Source organism: Actinotignum saccati (genome assembly GCF_051265055.1).
In the GTDB taxonomy this organism is placed as follows: Bacteria; Actinomycetota; Actinomycetes; order Actinomycetales; family Actinomycetaceae; genus Actinotignum.
Genome location: NZ_JBOZCC010000001.1, coordinates 61,933 through 83,290, shown reverse-complemented (window position 1 = coordinate 83,290; position 21,358 = coordinate 61,933). Strand labels below are relative to the sequence as shown.

General features: G+C 63.5%; 19 protein-coding genes. 13 read left to right on the top strand and 6 right to left on the bottom strand.

All coding sequences use genetic code 11. The annotated features are described in order from the left end of the window. Positions 1 to 167 precede the first annotated feature (167 nt). The gene (locus ACRQEC_RS00315) at positions 168 to 917 is read left to right on the top strand and encodes a pyroglutamyl-peptidase I (protein WP_301574949.1); all 750 of its coding nucleotides are present in this window, start codon (positions 168 to 170) and stop codon (positions 915 to 917) included. 136 nt (positions 918 to 1,053) lie between these two features. On the opposite strand, the gene ACRQEC_RS00310 is transcribed toward ACRQEC_RS00315, so the two are convergent. Then, entirely contained in the window at positions 1,054 to 1,836 is a 783-nt protein-coding gene (locus ACRQEC_RS00310; RefSeq protein WP_284889695.1) for an SDR family oxidoreductase, read from the bottom strand. Positions 1,837 to 1,982: 146 nt separating this feature from the next. On the opposite strand from ACRQEC_RS00310, the gene proC reads away from it, so the two are divergent. The 11 genes from proC (at position 1,983) to ACRQEC_RS00255 (ending at position 13,814) form a co-directional block, all read left to right on the top strand. Next, complete coding sequence (proC, locus tag ACRQEC_RS00305; protein ID WP_284889696.1) at positions 1,983 to 2,783, top strand: pyrroline-5-carboxylate reductase; 801 nt, start codon at positions 1,983 to 1,985, stop codon at positions 2,781 to 2,783. Beyond that, positions 2,784 to 3,125 (top strand): hypothetical protein, encoded by a 342-nt coding sequence (locus ACRQEC_RS00300; protein WP_026428508.1) that lies wholly within the window; start codon positions 2,784 to 2,786, stop codon positions 3,123 to 3,125. Between the two features lie 123 nt (positions 3,126 to 3,248). Further along, on the top strand, positions 3,249 to 4,778 hold the full coding sequence (locus tag ACRQEC_RS00295; RefSeq protein ID WP_284889697.1) for an ABC transporter substrate-binding protein: 1,530 nt from the start codon (positions 3,249 to 3,251) through the stop codon (positions 4,776 to 4,778). Next, entirely contained in the window at positions 4,778 to 5,818 is a 1,041-nt protein-coding gene (locus tag ACRQEC_RS00290; protein WP_284889698.1) for an ABC transporter permease, read from the top strand. Before ACRQEC_RS00295 ends, ACRQEC_RS00290 begins: the two co-directional genes overlap by 1 nt. Then, positions 5,815 to 6,699 carry an ABC transporter permease gene (locus tag ACRQEC_RS00285; RefSeq protein WP_051278220.1) on the top strand — a complete coding sequence of 295 codons (885 nt, stop codon included), beginning with the start codon at positions 5,815 to 5,817 and terminating at the stop codon, positions 6,697 to 6,699. Before ACRQEC_RS00290 ends, ACRQEC_RS00285 begins: the two co-directional genes overlap by 4 nt. Further along, complete coding sequence (locus tag ACRQEC_RS00280; protein WP_284889699.1) at positions 6,696 to 7,547, top strand: ABC transporter ATP-binding protein; 852 nt, start codon at positions 6,696 to 6,698, stop codon at positions 7,545 to 7,547. Before ACRQEC_RS00285 ends, ACRQEC_RS00280 begins: the two co-directional genes overlap by 4 nt. Further along, a complete protein-coding gene (locus ACRQEC_RS00275) occupies positions 7,544 to 8,512 on the top strand; it encodes an ABC transporter ATP-binding protein (RefSeq protein WP_435729789.1) in 969 nt (322 codons plus the stop codon). Before ACRQEC_RS00280 ends, ACRQEC_RS00275 begins: the two co-directional genes overlap by 4 nt. Further along, on the top strand, positions 8,509 to 9,567 hold the full coding sequence (locus tag ACRQEC_RS00270) for a metallophosphoesterase (RefSeq protein ID WP_284889701.1): 1,059 nt from the start codon (positions 8,509 to 8,511) through the stop codon (positions 9,565 to 9,567). The genes ACRQEC_RS00275 and ACRQEC_RS00270 overlap by 4 nt, the downstream gene beginning before the upstream one ends. Then, positions 9,567 to 10,292, top strand: coding sequence for a tyrosine-protein phosphatase (locus ACRQEC_RS00265; protein ID WP_284889702.1), 726 nt, complete (start codon positions 9,567 to 9,569; stop codon positions 10,290 to 10,292). The genes ACRQEC_RS00270 and ACRQEC_RS00265 overlap by 1 nt, the downstream gene beginning before the upstream one ends. Positions 10,293 to 10,466: 174 nt before the next feature. After that, positions 10,467 to 13,109, top strand: a complete 2,643-nt coding sequence (gene valS, locus ACRQEC_RS00260) for a valine--tRNA ligase (protein ID WP_284889703.1) — start codon at positions 10,467 to 10,469, stop codon at positions 13,107 to 13,109. Positions 13,110 to 13,277: 168 nt separating this feature from the next. Next, positions 13,278 to 13,814, top strand: a complete 537-nt coding sequence (locus ACRQEC_RS00255; protein ID WP_284889704.1) for a hypothetical protein — start codon at positions 13,278 to 13,280, stop codon at positions 13,812 to 13,814. Between the two features lie 71 nt (positions 13,815 to 13,885). Here the strand turns inward: ACRQEC_RS00255 and ACRQEC_RS00250 are convergent, their stop codons facing one another. The 5 genes from ACRQEC_RS00250 to ACRQEC_RS00230 all read right to left on the bottom strand — a co-directional run bounded on the left by ACRQEC_RS00250 (position 13,886) and on the right by ACRQEC_RS00230 (position 19,326). Then, positions 13,886 to 14,557, bottom strand: coding sequence for a response regulator transcription factor (locus tag ACRQEC_RS00250; protein ID WP_284889756.1), 672 nt, complete (start codon positions 14,555 to 14,557; stop codon positions 13,886 to 13,888). Positions 14,558 to 14,585: 28 nt separating this feature from the next. Beyond that, entirely contained in the window at positions 14,586 to 16,004 is a 1,419-nt protein-coding gene (locus tag ACRQEC_RS00245) for a sensor histidine kinase (protein WP_284889705.1), read from the bottom strand. Further along, positions 16,001 to 17,227, bottom strand: coding sequence for a glycosyltransferase family 2 protein (locus ACRQEC_RS00240; RefSeq protein ID WP_284889706.1), 1,227 nt, complete (start codon positions 17,225 to 17,227; stop codon positions 16,001 to 16,003). Before ACRQEC_RS00240 ends, ACRQEC_RS00245 begins: the two co-directional genes overlap by 4 nt. Then, on the bottom strand, positions 17,224 to 18,234 hold the full coding sequence (locus ACRQEC_RS00235; protein ID WP_284889707.1) for a hypothetical protein: 1,011 nt from the start codon (positions 18,232 to 18,234) through the stop codon (positions 17,224 to 17,226). The genes ACRQEC_RS00240 and ACRQEC_RS00235 overlap by 4 nt, the downstream gene beginning before the upstream one ends. A 186-nt stretch (positions 18,235 to 18,420) precedes the next feature. Next, the gene (locus tag ACRQEC_RS00230; RefSeq protein ID WP_284889708.1) at positions 18,421 to 19,326 is read right to left on the bottom strand and encodes a PIG-L deacetylase family protein; all 906 of its coding nucleotides are present in this window, start codon (positions 19,324 to 19,326) and stop codon (positions 18,421 to 18,423) included. A gap of 130 nt (positions 19,327 to 19,456) precedes the next feature. Between ACRQEC_RS00230 and ACRQEC_RS00225 the strand changes: the two genes are divergently transcribed. Beyond that, positions 19,457 to 21,292, top strand: coding sequence for an AMP-dependent synthetase/ligase (locus ACRQEC_RS00225; RefSeq protein ID WP_284889709.1), 1,836 nt, complete (start codon positions 19,457 to 19,459; stop codon positions 21,290 to 21,292). Positions 21,293 to 21,358: the final 66 nt, after the last annotated feature.

Here is a 21,358-nt window from a genome sequence, read left to right as displayed (position 1 = left end):
CCGCTTACTTTCGCTGAACCGGCGCCGCGTGTTTTCTGGGCGCCGGCTCCCCCTGCCAAACGCTTGAGCCGATGGTGCCAGGAAGGGAAAGATCCGTCCAGGGCCCATCCACAGGCGGAGTTCGGCGCGTGTAGTTATCCACAGGTAGGGGCGCGGTAGGGTGAAGTGTGCGTGTTTTAGTGACTTATTTTGAGCCTTTTGGTACCGATACCGAAAATGCGAGCCGGGAGGCAGCGCTGCGCTCCGTCCCTCATCTTCGAGATATGGATCTTCCTTGCGAGGTGGAGGTCGCGACGGCCATGTTGCCGGTGGTGTTCGCGAGCGCCGGGAAGGTGCTGGCCGAGGCGGTGGAGCGTTTTCACCCCGATGCGGTCATTGCCATCGGAGAAGCGGGCGGGCGTAGCGCTATCACCCCGGAGCTCCAAGCTTTTAATGAGAATATCGCCCGGATTCCGGATAATGCGGGCGCCCAACCCGATGGTGAACCCGTGATTACGGGCGGACCTGCTATCGCCGCGAGCCCCGTGCTGGTGGCGGATATTACCCGCGCTATTAACGGGGCCGGTATCAATGCGGAAACAAGCCGAGATCCGGGGCGCTACCTCTGCAATAACATCGCCTACCGCGTGGCCCAGCTTCCTGTTCCCGGCCTCTTCATTCACGTGCCGGCCCTGCGCACCGTCGGAGTGGCCACGGTGGGCGGGGAAACCGACGCACCGTCCGCAGCGGTGTCCCAGCCCGCACCACGGCCCGAGACGGCGCACGCCGCAGCGCTAACCGACACGGCGCACGCCGCACCATCAGCCGAGGCCGCCGCCCCGGCGCTCCCCCGGCCTGCCACCACCTTCGATGAACTCGGCCGCGGGATCGCCGCGGCAATTGCGGAACTTGCCCGGCAGGTCGCTGAAACCCGCTAGTTTCCAGCACGATACCGACACGGCGCGGGCACGGCGCCAGCGCCCCGTTACCGGCGCACGTGGAGAACGGTGAAGGTCACTATCCCGGCGGGCGCGGGTGAGGCCCCGTTACCGGCACATGTGGAGAACGGGGCGCTTACTCCCCATCCAGCCCGGAGGAAGGCAGGTCCACCACGTCGCTGCCGGTGCGGGCCACCGTCCAGGAATTTGCCTGGGCCACGGGGCGGATCACCACCGAATCGATATTGACGTGGGCGGGGCGGGAAAGCATCCAGACCACCGTCTCGGCAATATCCTCAGCCAGCAGCGGCTCGGCCACCCCGGCATAAACATTCTGCGCCGCCGCGTCCGATCCGAGGCGATTCTTGGAAAACTCCTCCGTCATCACCATCCCGGGGCGCAGCTCCATGAGCCGTACCGGTTCACCCACCAGTTCCAGGCGCAGGGTGTCTTTAATCATGCGTTCGGCGTGCTTCGCCGCCGTGTATCCGGCCCCACCCACGTAGGTTTCCTGCGCCGCCGTGGAGGTCACAAAGAGGATGCTCCCACCGTTCTCCCGCATATGCGGGAGTAGGGCGCGGGTGAGGCGCAGGGTACCGAGCACGTTCACGCGGTACATCCACTCCCAGTCCTCGATTTTTGCGTCCGCCACCTTGTCCTGCCCGCGGGCCCCGCCGGCGTTATTGACCAGGGAGTCCACCCCGCCAGCTTCCGCTACGGTGGCGGCGAGCCGTGCGACGTCGCCCTCCTCCATCAAGTCCGCCACCACGTAGCTGCACCCGGTTTGTTCGGCGAGTTGGCGGAGCCGATCTTCGCGCCGCGCGGTGGCGATCACCTCAAATCCGGCCGCGCATAAGGCGCGCACGCTCGCCGCCCCGATGCCGCTGGACGCTCCGGTTACGAGTACTCGATGTGACATGTCAAACCCTCCGTTCTGCCGGGTGAGAGCCACGCCGGCCATAAAACACCTTTCTTCAGCCTAAAATAAAACGCGGAGAGCATACCCGGTGTTCGCTCAGCGCCGCTGCGGGAGCACCGGGCCTAGCTGGTAGAAAGGAATTGCTCGTGATCGGCTTTATTGGAACCGGACATATGGGCGGGGCCCTGGCGCGCGGGGTGCTTGCCGCGGGCGCGGATCCGGCGTCCGTCGTCGTTTCTGCGAAAGATGCGCAGGTGGCGCGCGACTTCGCGGAGGAAACGGGGGCGCGCCCCGCCACCTCGAATACCGAGCTGGTCACGGCCGTGGGTGACGGAATCGTCGTCGTCGCCGTGAAACCGTACGCGGTCGCGGATGTTCTAGAAGAAATTAACGACGTCGCACGAGAATCTGGCACCGTTATCGTCTCCATCGCGGCGGGCCTCGAGCTTGCCACCCTCGCCCGCCATCTCGCCCCGGGTCAGCCGCTCGTGCGCGCCATGCCGAATGTGGCCGCCAGTGTGCGTGCCTCCATGACGGCGCTGTGCTTCTCAGGCTCCGTCACTCCCGCCCAGCAGGATGCGGTGCGGGAGGTCTTCGCCGCCGTGGGTGCCCATATCACCCTGGAAGAAAAACATTTTTCCGTCTTTTCCGCGCTCGCCGGATGTTCCCCGGCTTTCACGTTCACCTATATTGATGCCCTCAAACGTGCCGCCGTTGCCGACGGGCTCCCGGCCGCGCAGGCGGTGCGTATCGCTGCGCAGGCGGTGGAAGGTGCGGCGCGCCTGGTGCTCGCAAGTGAGCTCTCCCCGGCCGATTTGGCCGATACGGTGCAGTCCCCGGGAGGCACCACGGTGGCCGGTGTGGTGGAATTAGAACGCGCCGGTTTTGGGGCGGCCGTCGTACGCGGCGTGCAAGCCAGTATCGATAAAGATAGGAATCTCAGCTAAATGAACGGACTGTCAATCCTCGGCTTCGCTGGGATTTTCCTGGTGGTACTGCTGCTGTGGGGAATTTCCATGCTGCGCGAAGCCCGCTCGCTGCGTTTTATGCGCACCCACGAATGGACCGCGGAAGAAAAAGAACGTATTTTGACGGCCGCGGCGGAGGGAACCGCCACCGCCATGCGCGCCGCGAAAAAAATCCACCCCATCTTGACCGCGCGCCACGCTCGCCTCGTGGTGCACGATCTGGAAAGCGAAGCCGCTGAGGCTCGCCGGCGCGCCAAGCGTGCCAAACCCGGGACCCGCGCGTCCCGCTCTATCCGCGATACTGACGCAAAGGAGAGGTAGCTCGCCTTTTAACTCCACGTTTTCCAACGGTTCACATTGACTCGATAGATACATATATGGCGACGTGTCCGAGCTGAGATGCGCCGAGCCATATTTTGACTTCACTACCTGATGGGAACAGATATGAAGCGTTTAGCGGGCGTCGCCCTGCTCGTTGCCGGACTCGCGCTGTCCGGATGCTCAACCAATCCGCCCTCCGATGCGGCTTCCTCCCCCGCCAGCGGCCCGACCCCGGTTCAGAATGCGAACCCGGATGCCTCGGTGCACGTTGGTTTTATTTTGGAACCCACCGGCCTGGATCCGACCTCGGTCTCCGGCGCGGCCCTCGATCAGCTTGTTATCGATAATGTTTATGAAGGGCTCACTCGCCGCGCTGAAAATGGCGATATTTTGCCGGCCCTGGCCACCTCCTGGGATATTTCCGAGGATGGTCTCAATTACACCTTCCACCTGCGCGAAGGGGTGAAATTCCACGACGGTTCCGATTTTGATGCCGCGGATGTGGTGGCCACCCTGGAAGCTTCTGCTGCTGAGGGGTCGAAGAATCCCGATCATAAGCTCATGCGCACGTTTAAATCAGCGCAGGCTTCCGACCCGCATACCGTCGTCGTCACACTATCCGAACCTAATATGAATTTCTTGGACAGTATGTCCACGGACGCCGCGATGATGGTGCCCTCCGATAATACGGTCGATTTGAATAAGGAATCGAACGGCACCGGGCCTTTCACCATCGGCGAGTGGAAGACCGGCTCCACCATTACCCTGGAGCGTAACGATAATTACTGGGGCGATCCGGCCGGCACCAAGGAAGTGGTCTACCACTATTACGCGGACCAGACCGCCGCCGCTAATGCACTTGCCTCGGGGCAAATTGATATTCTCACCACCCAGAACACCGATACAGTGGAGCGTTTCGCGGCTGACCCGGCGATTATTACCTCGCAGGGCACCGAAACCTCGTGGATGACGCTCGGCTTCAACCACTCCAACCCGGCGCTGGCTAATAAGGATGTGCGCACCGCTATCCGCAAGGGCATCGATAAGGACGGCCTCATTACCGCGCTCGGTGGGACGATGGTGCGGGTCGGTTCCATGGTGTCCCCCGGGATGGCCTGGTGGAGCGATTCCCTCAACGAGATTGATTCGTATGATCCGCAAGCCGCCCGCGAGCTGCTCAAAAAGGCCGGTTTTGAGAATCTTTCCCTCAACTTGCGGGTGGCTAATAATTACGATTCGGCTATTTCCGAATATGTGGCTGCCCAGCTCAAGGAGATCGGCATTAATGTGACGATTGACCGGATGGAGTTTTCTAGCTGGCTCGATGAGGTCTACCGCGGGGGCAATTACGATCTGACGATGGTGCTCCACGTGGATCCGTGGACCCTCACCTACTATTCCAACCCCAGCTACTATTGGCATTATGACAGCGCGCAGGCCCAACAGCTCAATAAAGAAGCGATGACCGCCAGCTCGCTGGCCGAACGCGATAAGAAACTCGGTGAGCTGGCCGCTTTCGTTTCCGAAGATGCCGCCTCGGATTGGCTCTACAGCCCCAAGGCCATTATTTTCTCCCGGGAAGGGGTCTCCGGATTCCCGACCAACCGGACCGGTTCTCGCTTCTACGCCGCTAATATTCAGGTTGCGCGTTAATGACTGAACCACTCGCGCTCGCGCAGGTGCCGGGGGTGCATGGCGCCTCCGGCACCGTGGACCGCGAAACGGTGCTCCGCACCACGACGTCGCGCACCGCCCGCATCGTGCTCGCCGCGCTGGGGTGGGCGGTGGCGGCGTTACTCCTCGCCTCCTTCGTGATTTTTTTCGCGCTCCACACCCTGCCCGGTGACCCGGCTGTCATTATGGGTGGCCTGGATGCTACCGATGCGCAAATCGAGGCGATCCGGGCTGAGCACGGCTGGGATCGCCCGCTTATCATCCAGTACCTGAGCTGGTTAGGTGCCGCCCTCACCGGCGATTTCGGCACCTCCCCCTTTTCTTCTCTCTCCGTGACCCACGAGCTCGTCACGAAGCTCCAGGTCACCGTACCGCTCGCGCTCATGTCCTTGAGTTTGGCGGTTATTTTTGCCCTTCTTATCGGGGTGTATGCCGCGGCCCGTTCCACCACCCTGGCCGGGCGCCTAGTTTCCTGGCTTTCCCAATTGGGGATCGCGATCCCCACGTTCATCGTGGGGATGCTGCTCGTCATGTACCTGGCGACCCCGCTCCATCTTCCCTCCACCGGTTTCCCGCGCGAGGGATGGGGCGATCCGGGTGCGGCGCTCCGTAGCCTCATCCTGCCCGCCATTACCCTGGCGATTCCGCAAACGGCGGGACTGGTGCGCTACGTGCGCTCCGCCGTGCTGGAACAGCTCGGCCAGGATTATGTGCGCACCGCCCGCGCTCAGGGGATGAGCCGCAGGCGCGCCCTCCTCACCCAGGCGCTGCGGAACGCTTGGCTTCCGCTCCTCGCCGTTATTGCACTCGACGCCGCCGCCCTCCTCATGGGCACCGTGGTGGTTGAACAGGTCTTCGCGCTTCCCGGCATCGGGCACCATCTGGTTGCCAGCGTATCGACCCGCGATATTGTTACCGTCCAGGGCTTCCTTATGGTGCTTTCCGGGGCGGTTATTCTCCTCATGATGCTTTCCAATGTGGCCTCCCGTCTCCTCGACCCGAGAGTGAGGTTGCGATGAGTACCCCGTCTCCGGCCCTGCGGGCTCTTTCGGCGGCTTCCCCGTGGCGGGCCCGGTTGCGGGCGCTGCTGCGTAATCCGGCCGGCCTCATCGGCACCGTGGTGGTGCTGGCGGTGCTGGCAACGTTCCTGCTGTCCTTCATCTGGGTGCCTTATGATCCCGAAAGTGTGGATGCGCGGGCGTCCTGGGCCCGCCCGAACGGGGCGCATTGGTTCGGTGCGGACCAGCTGGGGCGTGATATTTTCTCCCTCATGGTGCTCGGTTCGCGGGTCACGGTACTCACCAGCGTGGGCGGGGCGGCGGTGGCCCTGGTGGTCGGGCTGCTTCTCGCCTCGATTATCGTCTACGCCCCGCGTTGGCTCGGTTCTCTGACGGAGCGGCTCACCGATGTGTGGGTCGCGTTCCCCACCCTCATTATTGCCCTCATTCTCGTCACCGCTTTTTCTGGCTCCACCCTCACCTCCACCGTTGCTATCGGGCTGGGCTCCGCCCCGGCGGTCACCCGCACCGTCCTGCCTGAATTGCGCCGTGCCACCGCCTCCGATCACGTGCTCCTGGCGGTGGCCGCGGGCGCGCGTTCCTGGTGGATTCTTTCGCGTCATATTTTCCCGGCGATCACACCCACGCTGATCGTGCGCGTCACCCAAATCATGGGAACGGCCACCCTGGCGGAAGCGGGGCTGTCCTACCTGGGGCTGGGCACCCCGCCGCCCACGCCATCCTGGGGGCGCATGCTCTCCACCTACCAGAGCTTCATGTATTCCCACCCGACGGTTATTCTCATTCCGGCCACCGCGATTGTCCTGACGATTATCGGATTCAATCTCTTGGGGGACGGCCTGCGCGACGTGCTCGATCCGCGCGGAAGGGAGACGCGATGAGCCTTCTTGAGGTACGTGATCTCACCGTGGCTTTCGGCTCCACCGAGGTGGTGCGGGGAGTGTCTTTCACGGTGGAGACCGGGGAGCGCGTCTGCCTTATTGGGGAATCCGGCTCCGGAAAATCGATGACGGCGATGGCGATCCAGGGACTCCTCCCCCGGGCCGCACGCGTGACCGGTTCGATTCGTTTCGAGGGGCGCGAATTGGTGGGCGCTTCGGATGCGGAGTTCCAGAAAATTCGAGGGCGCCGTATCGGCTGTATTTTCCAGGAACCGCATACGGCGCTCAATCCAGTGGTGCGTATTAAGCACCAGTTGGTGGCGGCCTCGCGTATTCATACGGGATTAAAAAAATCGGCGACGACGCAGCGGGCCAGCGAGCTGGCCCGCATGGTTAAGCTCCCCAGCCCCGAGCATATTATTAACCGCTTCCCCCATGAGCTTTCCGGTGGGCAACGCCAACGCGTGGTTATTGCTATGGCGATGAGTTTGGCCCCCGCCCTCCTGATCGCCGACGAACCGACAACCGCCCTGGATGCCACGGTGCAGGCCCATATTTTGCAGCTCATGGATGATGCCGCCCGCGAGCACGGCACCGCCGTTCTTATGATCACCCACGATATGGCGGTGGCCTACCACACCTCCGAACGCATCCTCGTGCTGCGCCGGGGCGAATTGGTGGAAGAAGGCAGCGCCGAGGATATTTTGCTCCGCCCCGTCCATCCCTACACCCAGGGCCTCGTGGCCGCGGCCCGCGCCACGAGTTTGCAGCGCCCGGCACTGCGGGGCGGCGATGCGCAGCTGGGTAATCAGCGAGGCTCAATGGTGCCCGGAGGTGACCAATCATGACAAGCACACCGGAAAAAACTTGGGATCCGCGCGAGGCCGCCCTGCGCATGACCTCCCGTGCCCCGTTGGAAAAGGACTGGCCTGTCGAAGCCGGGGACGTGCTGTTCAGCTGTCAGGACGTCACTAAATCCTACGGAAGCACCCTGGCCCTGGCACCCACGTCTTTCGAGGTGCGAGCGGGGCGGTCGCTGGGAATTATTGGCGAATCGGGCTCGGGGAAAACCACGCTTAGTCGCATGATGCTCGGCCTACTTGAGCCGAGCGGTGGATCAATCACCTACCGGGGCCAGGAGGTGCGCTACGGGAAGCTCGGGGTGACCCGGCTGCGCCACGAAGTCCAGCTGGTGCTGCAAGATCCTTTTGCTTCCCTCAATCCGCGTATGACGGTGGGCCGGATTATTGAAGAACCGCTGCGTCTGCTGCGCGTTCCGGGCAAACACCGGGAGATGGTGCGTGATGCGCTGGCCGCCGTGGACCTCAACCCGGAGTGGGGTTCGCGCTATCCGCATGAGCTTTCGGGCGGGCAACGCCAGCGGGTGGCGATTGCACGCGCCGTGGCCTGCCAGCCCAAGGTTCTTATTGCCGACGAGCCCGTCTCCGCTCTCGACGTGTCGGTGCGAGCCACCGTCCTCGAGCTGCTCCATGACCTGCGCGCCCGCCTGGATCTCACCCTCATTGTCATCTCACACGACTTGGGCATTGTCCAGAATCTGTGCGAGGACACCCTGGTGCTGCGCGGGGGCACCGTCGTCGAATATGCTCCCACGGCGCAGGTGCTGGATCACCCGCGCCACCCGGCCACCCGGGAACTTATTGCGGCGGTGCCGCTGCTGCCCGAAGCGCCACGACCGGAGAATACCGCGCCGCGCACCACGCCCGCCACGCCCGCCGTACCTGCCACGCCCGCCGTATCCGCCGCGCCCGCCGTATCCGCCACGCCATCCGAGGGAGACGATGACCTATGAGCCTGCGAATCCTGCACCTGTCCGATACCCACCTGCTAGCCGAGCGCGCCCGCCATTACGGAAAAATTGACACCTCTGGGCTGCTGGAAGCGGCCGTGGCCGGTGCCGGAGAGCTCGCGCCCTGCCACGCCATCGTGGTCTCCGGGGATATTTCCGATGACGGTACCCCTGCGTCCTACGGCTTCGCGGCCCAGACCCTAGCCCCGCTCGCGCAACGGTGGGGTGCGCCGGTGATTTGGGCCTGCGGGAATCATGACCGGCGCGCGGCGATGCGGGAGGCCCTCGGCCTGCCCGGTGCGCCCCTGGACCCGATTTTTTCCATCACCGATATCACGGTGGGAGAGGCACGCTGGCGCTTCGTTGCGGCAGACAGCTCCGTTCCCGGGCGCGGCTTCGGCTACCTCGGTGAACAGATTCACCGTATCGAGGAGGCTGTAACCAACGCCGATGTCTCGCCCACTGCGGGCGAGGCACCCACGGCGGGCGGTGCGCCGTCACCGGCCGGCGCCGGCGGGCACTTCCACGGGGCGGCCGACGCTCCGCTCCGCTCCGTCCTCGTCCTCCATCACCCGCCGTTAGCTGCCCCCACGGTGCTCCACGGGGCGCTGCGCCTCATGGACGCCCCGCGCCTGGCGCAGGGTTTCCAATCCTGGGAGGTGGCGCCCGACCTCGTACTTGCGGGCCACTACCACCTGGCCGGGCGCGGGCGCGCTGGCGGGGTGCCGGTGGTGGTTGGCCCGGCCCTCGCCAATGAAACCACGCTCGGGCGGGGTCCCGAATGGGAAAGCGCGCGAGCCCGTTCAGCTTTTTCGGTGGTGCAGCTAAGCGAGGCCAGTATCCAGCAGGATATTACCTACCTGGATGGCTCCGTGGCTCCGCCGTCTGGCGGCATAGAGCCGGGCGAGGAAATCTTTGCGTATAGTCCGGAAGAAGTAGTGGCTATCGGGAGGCGCGCCGGGCGGCCCGGCTGGAGCCCGAGCGATCCGCTGGCCTGGGACGGCCCAGGTTCCTACCTCCTGGAAAACACACTTGGCACCGGATCGAAAGGACAGTGATGACTTCCCCACGCCTGCCCCTCGGCCTGCATAATCTCCGTTCCCTGGGCGGCACCCCGGTGCTCGGCGGGCATATCCGCGAGCGCGCCCTGCTGCGTTCCTCCGCGGCGTTCCGCCACGATGACAGCCTGGGAGATTTTTTGAGAGAGCAAGGCATTACCGGCGTTATTGATTTGCGCGACGACGCTGAACGCGCCGGCACCACCAATTGGGCAGATTACGGAGTGAGCGTTGCCTCCGTGCCTATTTTCAATAATCAGCTTGCCCACCTGGAGTGGTCTGAGCTTGCCGACCTGTATATGCAGATGGCCCGAAATTTCGGTGGGCAATTGGCGCAGGCGGTCACCGCGGCGGCGGAGCTATCGGCCGAAGGCGGAGTGCTCATCCACTGCACTGCCGGTAAGGACCGCACCGGGGTAGTTACCGGGCTTATCCTCTCCATCCTCGGGGCGAGCCGCGAAACAATCTTGGCTGATTACCTCACTTCCGCCACGGCGCTGGGCGAAAGCTACCAGGAGGATCTTGCCTTCGTGATGGGGCGCGAATATATCCCGGGGGCCGCCGCGCACCGCGCCGTGTACGTGACCGAAGAAGCTTTGAGCGCCGCCACGGTGCGCATCGAAGCGGCCGGCGGGGCGCGCGAGTACCTCCTCGGGCACGGGATTGACCCGGCTGTTTTTGAGCTGTTGCGCGCCCACCTAGTGGAACCGGATACCAGCCGCTAACGGGGTTGTGCCCCGCCGACAGCACCGGTGCACCCACGGCGCCAGCCTCCCCATCCCGACGGTGCCGGAGAGCGCCATGACGACGCCCGAGCACCACGCGCCGTAGCTGCGCCGTCGCCCCTCTCACGTATGGCGCAGTTTCCCGCAGCGCACGGGGCGTGAAACAATAGCCCCATGACTAGTTTTAACCAAGAGTCCGAACTCCTCGATCACACGGAGGTACCGGACCGTGCCACTCTCGACGGTCTTGAAACTACCTGGAGCGAACGGTGGGAAGAAGAAGGCACCTACGCTTTCGACCGCACCGCTACCCGTTCCGAAGTATTTTCGGTAGATACCCCGCCGCCCACGGTCTCTGGCTCGCTGCATATCGGCCACGTTTTTTCCTACACTCACACCGATACCGTGGCCCGCTACCAGCGCATGCGCGGAAAATCGGTGTTCTACCCGATGGGCTGGGATGATAACGGCCTGCCCACCGAACGCCGGGTGCAAAACTACTACGGGGTGCGCGGGGATGCTTCCCTCCCCTACGACCCGAATTTCGTGCCCCCGCACCAGGGCGGCGCAAAATCCATTAAGTACGCCGACCAGGTGCCCATTTCGCGGCGTAATTTCATTGAACTGTGCTGGAAGCTATCCGAAGAGGACGAAAAGCAATTCGAAGCCCTGTGGCGCTACCTGGGGCTGTCCGTGGACTGGAAGCAGAATTACCAGACCATCGGGGAGAAAGCCCAGAAGGTAGCCCAAACCGCGTTCCTGCGTAACCTCGCGCGCGGGGAAGCCTACCAGGCGCAGGCCCCGGGCCTGTGGGATATCACCTTCCAAACCGCGGTGGCGCAAGCCGAGCTCGAAGCCCGCGATTATCCGGGTGCCTATCATGCCCTGGCTTTCCACGGTGCGAGCGACGACGTCGTGATCGAAACCACCCGCCCGGAGTTGCTGCCCGCCTGCGTGGCCCTCATCGCGCACCCTGATGACACCCGCTACCAGCACCTCTTCGGGACCACGGTGCGCGTGCCGATTTTCGATATGGAAGTTCCGGTGCTCGCCCACCCCAAGGCGGAAATGGACAAGGGCGCCGGTATCGCCATGTGCTGCACCTTCGGCGATGTCACGGACGTGGAGTGGTGGCGTGAATTGCAGCTGCCGCTGCACAATGTGCTTGGCAAGGACGGGCGCTTGGTGCGCGATACCCCCGAGTGGATCACCTCGGAGACCGGTTGCGCCATGTACGCGGAGATGGCCGGGAAAACCACCTTCTCCGCTCGCAAGGTACTGGTGGAAAAACTCAAGGAAACCGGGGAAATGATCGGCGATGAGAAGCCGACCATGCGTAAGACCAACTTCTTTGAGAAAGGCGATAAGCCGCTCGAAATTGTTACCTCACGCCAGTGGTACATCCGCAACGGTGGGCGTTCCCACGTGGAAAGCAACGGCAAGGAGCTGCGCGATAACCTTATTGAGGCCGGTAACCAGCTGGCCTTCCATCCCGACTTCATGCACGTGCGCTACGACAACTGGGTCAAGGGGCTCAACTCGGACTGGCTCATCTCGCGCCAGCGTTTCTTCGGGGTGCCGATTCCGGTGTGGTACGAGATTTCGGAGAACGGCGAAGTAAAGTACGACGCCGTCATTACCCCGGAGGGATCACGCCTTCCCGTGGATCCTTCCAGTGATGTGCCAGCCGGTTATACCGAAGATCAGCGCGGTAAGCCGGGCGGATTCGCCGGGGAAACCGATATTTTGGATACCTGGGCCACGTCGTCGCTCTCCCCGCAGATCGCTGGGGGTTGGCTCACCGATGAGGATCTTTTCGAGCGCGTGTATCCCATGGATGTGCGCCCGCAGGGTCAGGATATTATCCGGACCTGGCTCTTCTCCACCGTGGTGCGCGCGCACCTGGAATTCGGGGACCTACCCTGGAAGCACGCCACGATTTCCGGGTGGATTCTGGATCCGGACCACAAGAAGATGTCCAAGTCCAAGGGCAATGTGGTGACCCCTATGGATCTGTTGGTGCGGCACGGTGCGGACGCGGTGCGCTACTGGGCTGCCTCCGCACGCCTGGGCGTGGACGCCGCTTTCGACGAAAAGCAAATGAAGGTGGGGCGCCGGCTGGCCATGAAGGTGCTCAACGCCTCGAAGTTTGCGCTGGGCATGGGCGGGGAAGGTTCACCGGTCTGCCTGGATGCTTCCCGCGTGACTGAGCCGATTGATCGGGCCCTGCTGGCCGATCTGGCGCGCGTGGTGGAGGAAGCCACCGCCGCTTTTGAGGCCTTTGATCACACCCGCGCTCTGGAGGCGACCGAAACGGCCTTCTGGACCTTCTGTGATGATTACCTGGAGCTGGTCAAGGACCGCGCCTATTCGGATACGTCGGAGGCGGAGAGCGCCCGGGTGACGCTGGCGATTGCGGTGGATACTTTCCTGCGCTTGCTCGCGCCGTTCATTCCCTATGCCACCGCCGAGGTGTGGAGCTGGTACCGTACCGGCTCGGTGCACCGGGCGGCCTGGCCGGAGGCGGCGCCGCTACGCGAGGCGGCGGGTTCCGGAAACGCGGAGCTGCTCGAAGTGGCAGGCCAGGCACTCACGGTGCTGCGCGGGGTGAAATCCGCGGCGAAGGTATCGCAGCGCACCAGTTTCGCACGGGTGGAGCTGCGCGGGAATACCGTACTGCTCGAGGAGGTGCGCGCGGACCTGGTGCGCGCCGCCCACGTGCGCGGGGAGCTCCGTTTCACGCCAGATACGGAGGCAGGCGAGCAGATCACCATCGGTGATTACGAGCTGGATGAGCCGGAGCCGAAGCGGAAGTAGCGTCGCAAGCGCCATGGCGCGAAGGCGTAGCGGTCCACGTAGCATTGCGCACAATTGAATGAATCCGAGTGGCGGGTCTGCGAAAGCGGGCCCGCCACTCCACGTACATGAGAAGATTCTCATGATTGTTTCCTGGCCCCGTCATCTCGCTCCGATGTACTTAGGGACATGACAACTCGTGTGAAACTTCTTGCCGTACTTCTCGGGCTGGCGCTCCTCGGTTTCTTGGGGATGCAGCTGGCCCACGCCGTGAGCGGGAGCGGCACCCAGTCCGTGGGCCCCGCCGTCACCGTCACGGCGCCGTCCTCCCCGTCCGCTGGCACCACTGGCGCCACTAGTGCTGGCAGCACCGCTCCGGCTTCTTCTCCCACGGAGCGCCCGCCGCTCAACAACGCACAGCGCGCCACCCTGCGCAGTCTTTTAGTTGATGTGGCCGAAAATGCGCACCTGTTCACCGGTGATGCCTCAAATAGTACGACGACGCCGCCCGCGGGCACTGCCCCGTCCCCCGCTAACGTCGCCCCGGCACCGGCGCCAGTTCCCTCCCCGGCAGTGCCGGCTCCCGCGCCGCAGCGGGTAGCACCGGCTCCCGCGCGCCCCGCACCGCCCCAGTACTCCGATAATGACTGGGACGACGATGATGCGGATGACGATGATTGGGATGATAACGACGATGACGATTGGGACGATGAGGATGACGACTAGACCAGTCGCACACCTCAGCACTACCGCCTGAGCTAGCAGCCCCGTTCCTTCGCTGAGAAGGCCCCGCTGCCTTAGCTCAGGCGGTAGCCCATTCCGCGCACCGTTTCGATGCGGTCCCGCCCGATTTTCCCGCGCAGGTAGCGCACGTACACATCCACCACATTGGAACCGGGATCGAAATCGTAGCCCCAGACCCGGGAGAGGAGTTGTTCGCGGGAAAGCACCTGCCCCGGGTGGCGCATGAAGGTTTCGAGCAGGGTAAATTCGCGGGCGGACAGCTCCACCTGTTTCCCGCCCACGTGGGCGTGGTGGGAGAGTAAATCCAGGATGATGCCGCCGTGGGAAAGCTGGGTGGCGGAGCTAGCTGGCGCCGGGGTGGCTGCGGCGTCGCGCAAACGTAAACGGATACGCGCGAGCAGTTCTTCGAAAGAAAAAGGTTTCGCCATGTAGTCATCGGCTCCGCCCTCGAGCCCGGCTACGCGGTCCGTTACGGAGGTGCGGGCGGTGAGGAGAATAACCGGGGTGTCCAGGCCTTGCCCGCGCAGGCGCTCGAGCACCGCGAAACCGTCAATATCCGGCAGCCCAATATCCAAAATAATAAGATCAAAAGGAGTGTGAACAGCCAGGTCCACAGCCTCCCCACCGCTTGACGCGGTGGCGGAAGTGTATCCGGCTGCTTTCAGGCCCTTCGCAATAAAGCGGGCAATGCGCTCTTCGTCCTCGACGATGAGGATGGTGCTCATCATGCTCCCTTCTCCGCCTGTGAGGCTATCACGAACCCCGGTAAACGCTGGGCAAACTCAAGGTGAATACGGAGCCCTCCCCCACCCGCGAGCGCACCGTGACTTCCCCGCCGTGGGCCCGGGCGATGGAGCTAACAATCGCGAGTCCGAGCCCGGAGCCTTCCGAACGTCCGGTATTACGCCCACGCGCAAAACGCTCCATAATACGTTCGGTATCCTCCGGGGCGATCCCGCATCCGGCATCTTCCACCGTGAAACTCACCCGCCCCGCTACCACGCTTGAGGAAATCTCCACCGGGGTACCTTCGTCGGAGTATTTGACCGCGTTCGCCGCCAATTGCAACACCGCTTGGGTGATGCGTTCCGGGTCCAGGTACGCTTGCCCGCTGGCCACGGCGCCCAGGTTCCAGGCGCGTGGGCCCAGCCCGGTGGCTTTATCGAAGATCCGCTCCGTGAGCGCGGCTATATCAACCTCACGGGTCACCACAAAATCGGATCGTTCGGCTTTCGCGAGGGTGAGTAAATCCCCGACCAGTGAATTCATGCGGTCGAGTTCTTCGAGGGCGAGGGCGCGGGTATCCGCGGCGTCGCTCGGATCGTTGGCATCCATGAGTTCCAGGTGCCCGCGCACAATCGTGATGGGGGTGCGTAGTTCGTGCCCGACGTCGTCTAAAAGTTGGCGCTGATCGGCGTCCATGGTTTCCAGGGAATCGAGCATGGTGTTCATCGCCGTTGATAGCCGCGCCAGGTCGTCGCGCCCTTCCACCGGGACCCGCCGGGACAAATCCGCATTGGCGGTAATATTTTCGGCCGTGGCGCGCAGTTGCTCCACGGGGCGCAGCAGCTGCCCCACCAGTCGCCACGCGATGGCGACGACGCCGATGACGGCCACCAGGTAGACCACCGCTAGCACCGTCATGAGATTCCAGATACGGGCACTGATGACGTCAAGAAGGTAGACGTGCACGAGCGCGCCGGGCTGCGAGCCGGAAAACTGCACCGGCACCACGATATAGCGGTATTCGCGCTGGGCACCCGCGTAGGTCCCCATCGTTATCTCAGCGTTCCGGGTGAGTGGGAGAAGATGGCGCACCAGTCCGGCATCTTCTTCGGGGCGCACCGAGCTGGTATCGCCGCCCACCCAGGCGACTCGCCCATCCACAATCCCCATTTCCCCTTCGGCTTCGGAGAGGACGGTGCGCGAGAGGTAGGTTTCGATGAGCTGGGATGGCCCGGCAAAGGGCTGCCCTGTTTCCGGATCGACTCCGTTTTCGGCCAGCACCCGAAATTCGTCCGCCACCCGCACTAGGGTGGCATCCACCTGGGCGCGCCACATACGGCTTTCGGTGAGAACGACGGCGACGCCGGTTGCCGCCAGCACGACCGCGACGAGCGCGACCATGGTGGCGGCAATCCGAAAACGAATCGTAATAGGACGTGATGTCACATTGTTTCCCGTTCGACGGCGGCGGGCGGGAGCGGCACGGTGTGCACGCCCGTTCGTTCCAGCTTATTCCATTCGCTGGCTTTTCCGCGTATTTCTAACCAGATCGCTCGCACCGTCGCGGCGCTCATCATCCAGGAGAAAGGGAGCCACAGGGGCAGGGCGGGAAGGAGGCGCAGGTCGCGCCAGGCCCGATCCAGGATCAGGGAAAGCACCGTTACGCCCAGCGCCATTACCAGCCCCGCTCCCACCAGTACGTTCACCCAGTGCGGAGCCGCGCCGCTGAGTGCTGCCACCGCCCACACCGCGAGGGTGGCGACCTGGAGCACCGGGGCCACGAGGAGCGAGAAAAGATTGATGGGCAGGTAGGCATCAATGGGGCGCCGCCACGGGGAGGTGAGGCGGGAGCGGTGGATGCGAGCGGTCTGAATAAGGCCTCGTTGCCAGCGCACTCGCTGTTTCCACAGTGCCGGCAGGGTGGCGGGAACCTCGGCCAGCACGAGGGCATGGGGCGCGAATTCCACGTCCGAACCGGCGAAGTGAATCCGCCAGGTGAGCTCCAGATCCTCCCCCAGGGTATCTTCCCGGAAGCCACCTACCCGGCGCACCGCATCAGCCCGGAATGCCCCGGAATTTCCTGCCACGATGGGCAGCATTCCCACCAGTGCCAGGGCACGGCGCGTCATACCGGTCCCAACGTGGGTCATGAGGGCGAGCAGCGCCGTGAGCGGACCGGTGATATTGACCGGCTGGTCATTCCCGCATACGGCGCCCACCCCGGGGTGGCGGAACCCCGCTAGTAACTCCGGAATAGTGGTGGGTGTGAAGAGTCCGTCAGCATCCACGAAGATAAGGATCTCTCCGGTGGCGTGGGCAATACCGAGATTGAGGGCGCTACCTTTGCCGCCGTTCGGCTTGCTGAGGAAGGTGACGCGCGGATCGCTGGTGAACGGTGCGGCAACGGCGGCGGTGGCATCGGTGGAACCATCATCGACGACGATCACTTCCAGGCGGCGCCAGCCGGTGGCGAGGATGGAACGCAAGCAGGCGCCGAGCACCACCTCTTCGTTGTAGGCCGGGATAATCACCGAGACTTTGGTGTGTGCACCGTAGAGCGGGCGGGGCCGCTGGCGCAGCTCCCCCAGGATGGCAGCCGGGTACATTATCCAGGTCACCGCAGTGAGGATGAGGGTGGGTACGGCAAGAATAAGAAGCAGGGTGGTCATGCCATCACCTCGACGGTGCTGCGGGGGGCCGAAGCAGGCTCCGCGGGTGTGTAAGCCTCCAGGAGTGCGTCCAGTAATTCGGGGGCGTGGGCGCTGTGTGCGCCGAAGCGGGCATTGATTTCGATGAGGGCGGGGCGGCCTTGGGTATCGCGGCGGATATCCACATCTGCCGCTCCGCTCAGGCCCACCGCCTGCGCCGCTGCAAGCGCCAGCTCTGCGACGTCCGGGGCATTCACCCGCCGGACCCCGGTCGCGTTTCCGTGCTGCCCGGAGGCCAGACTGGTTTTTTCTAGTACGACGACGGTGGGGCGACGCCGCGCACCGTCCCGCGCGCCGTCCCGCGCGCCGCTGATCACGTCGCCTCCCGCACCGTTCACTGCCCCGTCGCGCCGCACGCTTCCCGGGGCGGGCAGGTAAAGCTGCGCGCAGTATTCGGTACCGGGGAGGAAAGTGGAGACCATCTCGGTATCGCGCAGTGGCATGGCGGGTGGAAATGTTGTTTCCAGGCGTACCCCGCGCCCGCCGCGTGCCACTCGCGGGCGTACCACGTAGGGGAAGCCGAGCCAATAAGCGCCTTCCTCGGTGAGAGTGGGAGCCTCCAAACTGCGCGGCACGGCTAAGCCGCTACTCTCCGCTACCCGGTGGGTGAGCCATTTATCGGCGGCAATCGCCACCGCGGCGGTGGGGGCTACCGCGATGCGGGCGCGGTGGAGCAGGGCGGTGCGCAGCGGTGCGAGCACGGAGAGTTCTTCATCCACCGTGGGGATGAGGAGGTCAATCGAGTATTCCTCGCAGATGGCGGCCAGGGCGCTCACAAAATCCGGGGCCGTGGCCGGCGGGCCTTGCCGGATTCTGAGGCCATCGGGGCGGGGACGGGGCGCCATATCGACGCCGAGCACTGGAATCCCGCGCTCCCCCAGCTGGGTGAGGAGGGAGGAGCCTGCCGGGCCGCTGGCCCCGGTAACGAGCACGCGCGGGCGAGAACTGAGAGGAGAATGATTCATCATGATGGTCCTTATAGGTAAGAGAGGGAGAGAACGGGGCAACGGGGCGGGGCGATGCGACGGTGCTCGTGGTGCGGGCGGTGTAGCAGAGCAGGCACGGGGCAACGGAGCCCACGGCGCGCGCAGGCACGGGGCGCCAGCGCCTAGGCCACAGCCAGGCACCCCGGGCTGAGAGCACGCCACGAAGATTTAGAGCACGCCCCGGAAAGCGGGAATGCGCATCGCCTCAAAAGCTTCAGCGGCCTCCATTTTGGCTTGTTCGCCCCGGAAATTAGCTTTGGCGGTGAGCACGTCGCCGGCCATATACGGCTTGTCCATCTGGTCGGCGTGGATGGCAACCCCGGCGCTTTTCACCCCGGTGTAATCGGTGATATCCACGAATACCTGCGGGGAAAAGTTCGCGGTGGCGGAGGGCGATTCGTAGCAGAGAATCGCCGGGTGGCGCCGCCCGGCCCGCATGGTGGCGCGGTGCACGGCGGTGTGATCCTGGTGCTGGTCATGGGCCGAATGCGTGAAAATAATATCCGGATTGAGGGTGCGGATTTTTTCTTCGATAGCACCGGTGAGGGTATTTTCATGCTCGGCTAGGCGAGTATCGGGCAGGCCGAGGGTGCGCAGCGAGGTCACCCCGAGGAAAGTACCGGCACGCTGGGCCTCCCCGGCCCGCTCCCCGGCATTGCCTCCCACCGCACCGTCCGCGGCCACGATGGCGTGAATCTCGTGCCCGGCATCAGCCAAGCGCGCCAAGGTACCCCCGCAGGCTAATTCCAGATCATCGGGATGCGCCCCGACGGCGAGGATACGGCGCGTAGGCGCCGCCGCCCCCACCGGAATCCAGCCGCTGATAAGAAGAACAAGCTGGGTGGCCAGCGCCGCAACGGAGCCCAGACTCACCCACCGTTCCAGGTTCCCGGGCGCATTCCCGCCCAGCAAAGCGATATTAGCCGGGACGAGGAGGAAAGCACTCCCCAGCGTGAAAAGCTGGAGGGGCCGGAAGGCGCGGATGCGTCGTCGTACCGAAGTTTCGAGAAGGACAACGGATAGTGCCGTCACGAGAAGGAACACGGCAAGCAGAGCATTCATGGAGATCGTCATGGCTCCAGTGTTCCGCCCCGTGTTAATATCGCGGTGAGGAGGTGATGAGAACTCTCTCATCGCGCCTCCACCCCCGTTTCCCGCGCGTGCCGTACACTTTACTTACTCACGCGTAACCTTGAGGAGAATCATGGCCGAAATCGAGCGGACTGAAGTTTTCACTCCCGGAAAGATTCATATCACCGATGAAATGACGATTCCGTGGGTTTTCCGTAATATCGCACGCGAACAGCCCGAGCGCACCGTGGTGGCGCGCAAAGCCTCGCTGGGGCAATGGGTGCCGGTGGCGTGGCGGACTTTCGAATCCGAGTATCGCGCGCTGGCACGCGGTTTTATTGCGATGGGCGTCCAGCCCGGGGATCGTATCGCTCTCATGTGTCACACCCGCTACGAATTCTGCGTGGTGGATTTCGCGCTGTGGTCCATTGGCGCGATGGCCGTGACCGTGTACGAAACCGATTCCACGGAGCAGGCTCGCTGGATTGTGGAGGATGCGCACTGCCGCTTCGCCGTCGTGGAAAATCAGCAGATGGCCGCGGTTATGGCGCCGTTCCGTTCCGATTTTGATTTCTTCACCGATATTTTCGTTATTTCTGACGATGACCTAGCCCGGATTTCCGCGCGCGGCACCATGGATCTCGACGCTGAGATTGACCGCCGTATTGATGCGATGCATGCCGACGACGAAGCTACCGTCATCTACACCTCTGGCTCGACAGGCCGGCCCAAGGGCGTGGTGCTCAGCCACCGCAACCTGCTGCACGTAGTTATTAACGGGCCACTGGATGATAACCTCGCCCCGATCCTTTCCGGCGAGAAACGCACTCTGCTCTTCCTCCCCATGGCCCATGTTTTCGCGCGTTTCATTAACCTGGTGGCCTTCTACGCGGGTAATACCATCGGGCACTGCCCCGATACCCACAACCTTGTTGAGGACATGAAGTCCTTCAAGCCGCATTATATTTTGGCGGTGCCGCGCGTTTTCGAGAAGATTTACAACGCGGCGGATGCCCAATCCACCGGCGTGAAGCAGAAGATTTTCCGCTACTACGCGAAAGTGGCGATCGCCTATTCGCGGGCTCTCGATAGTGCTGCCGGACCTTCGCTGGCGCTGCGGGCCCAGCATGAAGTGGGCGAACGCCTCGTCTACTCCAAGATTAAGGACATTACCGGCGGGAACCTCGAGAATGTGATTTCGGGCGGCGCGCCGCTGGGGGCACGGCTCGGGCATTTCTTCCGCGGCATCGGAATTAATATTTTTGAAGGCTACGGCGCAACGGAAACATCCGCGCCGACCACCGTGAATCGCTTCAACCACCAGCGGATCGGTTCGGTGGGTCCGGCCTATCCCGGCTGCCACGTGGCTATTGATACCGACGGCGAAGTGCTCGTCAAGGGCGATCACGTTTTCCACAAGTACCTGAATAATCCGGAAGAAACCGCCAAGGCGTTTACCGAAGATGGCTGGTATCGCACCGGGGATCTCGGCAAGATCGAAGATGGCTTCGTGTGGATTACCGGCCGGAAGAAGGAACTTATTGTGACCGCCGGCGGTAAGAACGTCTCCCCCGCAATCCTGGAGGACCGCCTGCGCGGCCACCCGCTGATTTCGCAGGTGGTCGTGGTCGGCGATCAGCGGCCTTTCGTGGGTGCGCTCATCACCCTGGATGCGGAGATGCTTCCCATCTGGCTGAAGAATAAGAATCTGCCGGCCATGTCTGTATCGGAAGCCGTGCACGATCCGCAGATTATCGCCTCGGTGGATCGCGCCATTAAGCGCACCAACGAAGCGGTCTCCCGCGCGGAATCCATCCGTAAATTCGTTATTCTGCCCATTGATTTCACCCCGGAGAACGGCTACCTCACCGCCTCCCTCAAGGTGAAGCGCACCGCGGTGCTCCGTGATTTTGCCACCGTGATCGGGCGTGATATTTACGGGGATAAGGGCGATAAGAACCGCGACTAGCGCGTAGGCGAGTTGCGAACGGGGGCGTGGGCTACGTAGTCCACGCCCCGATTCGTTTCTCCCGGT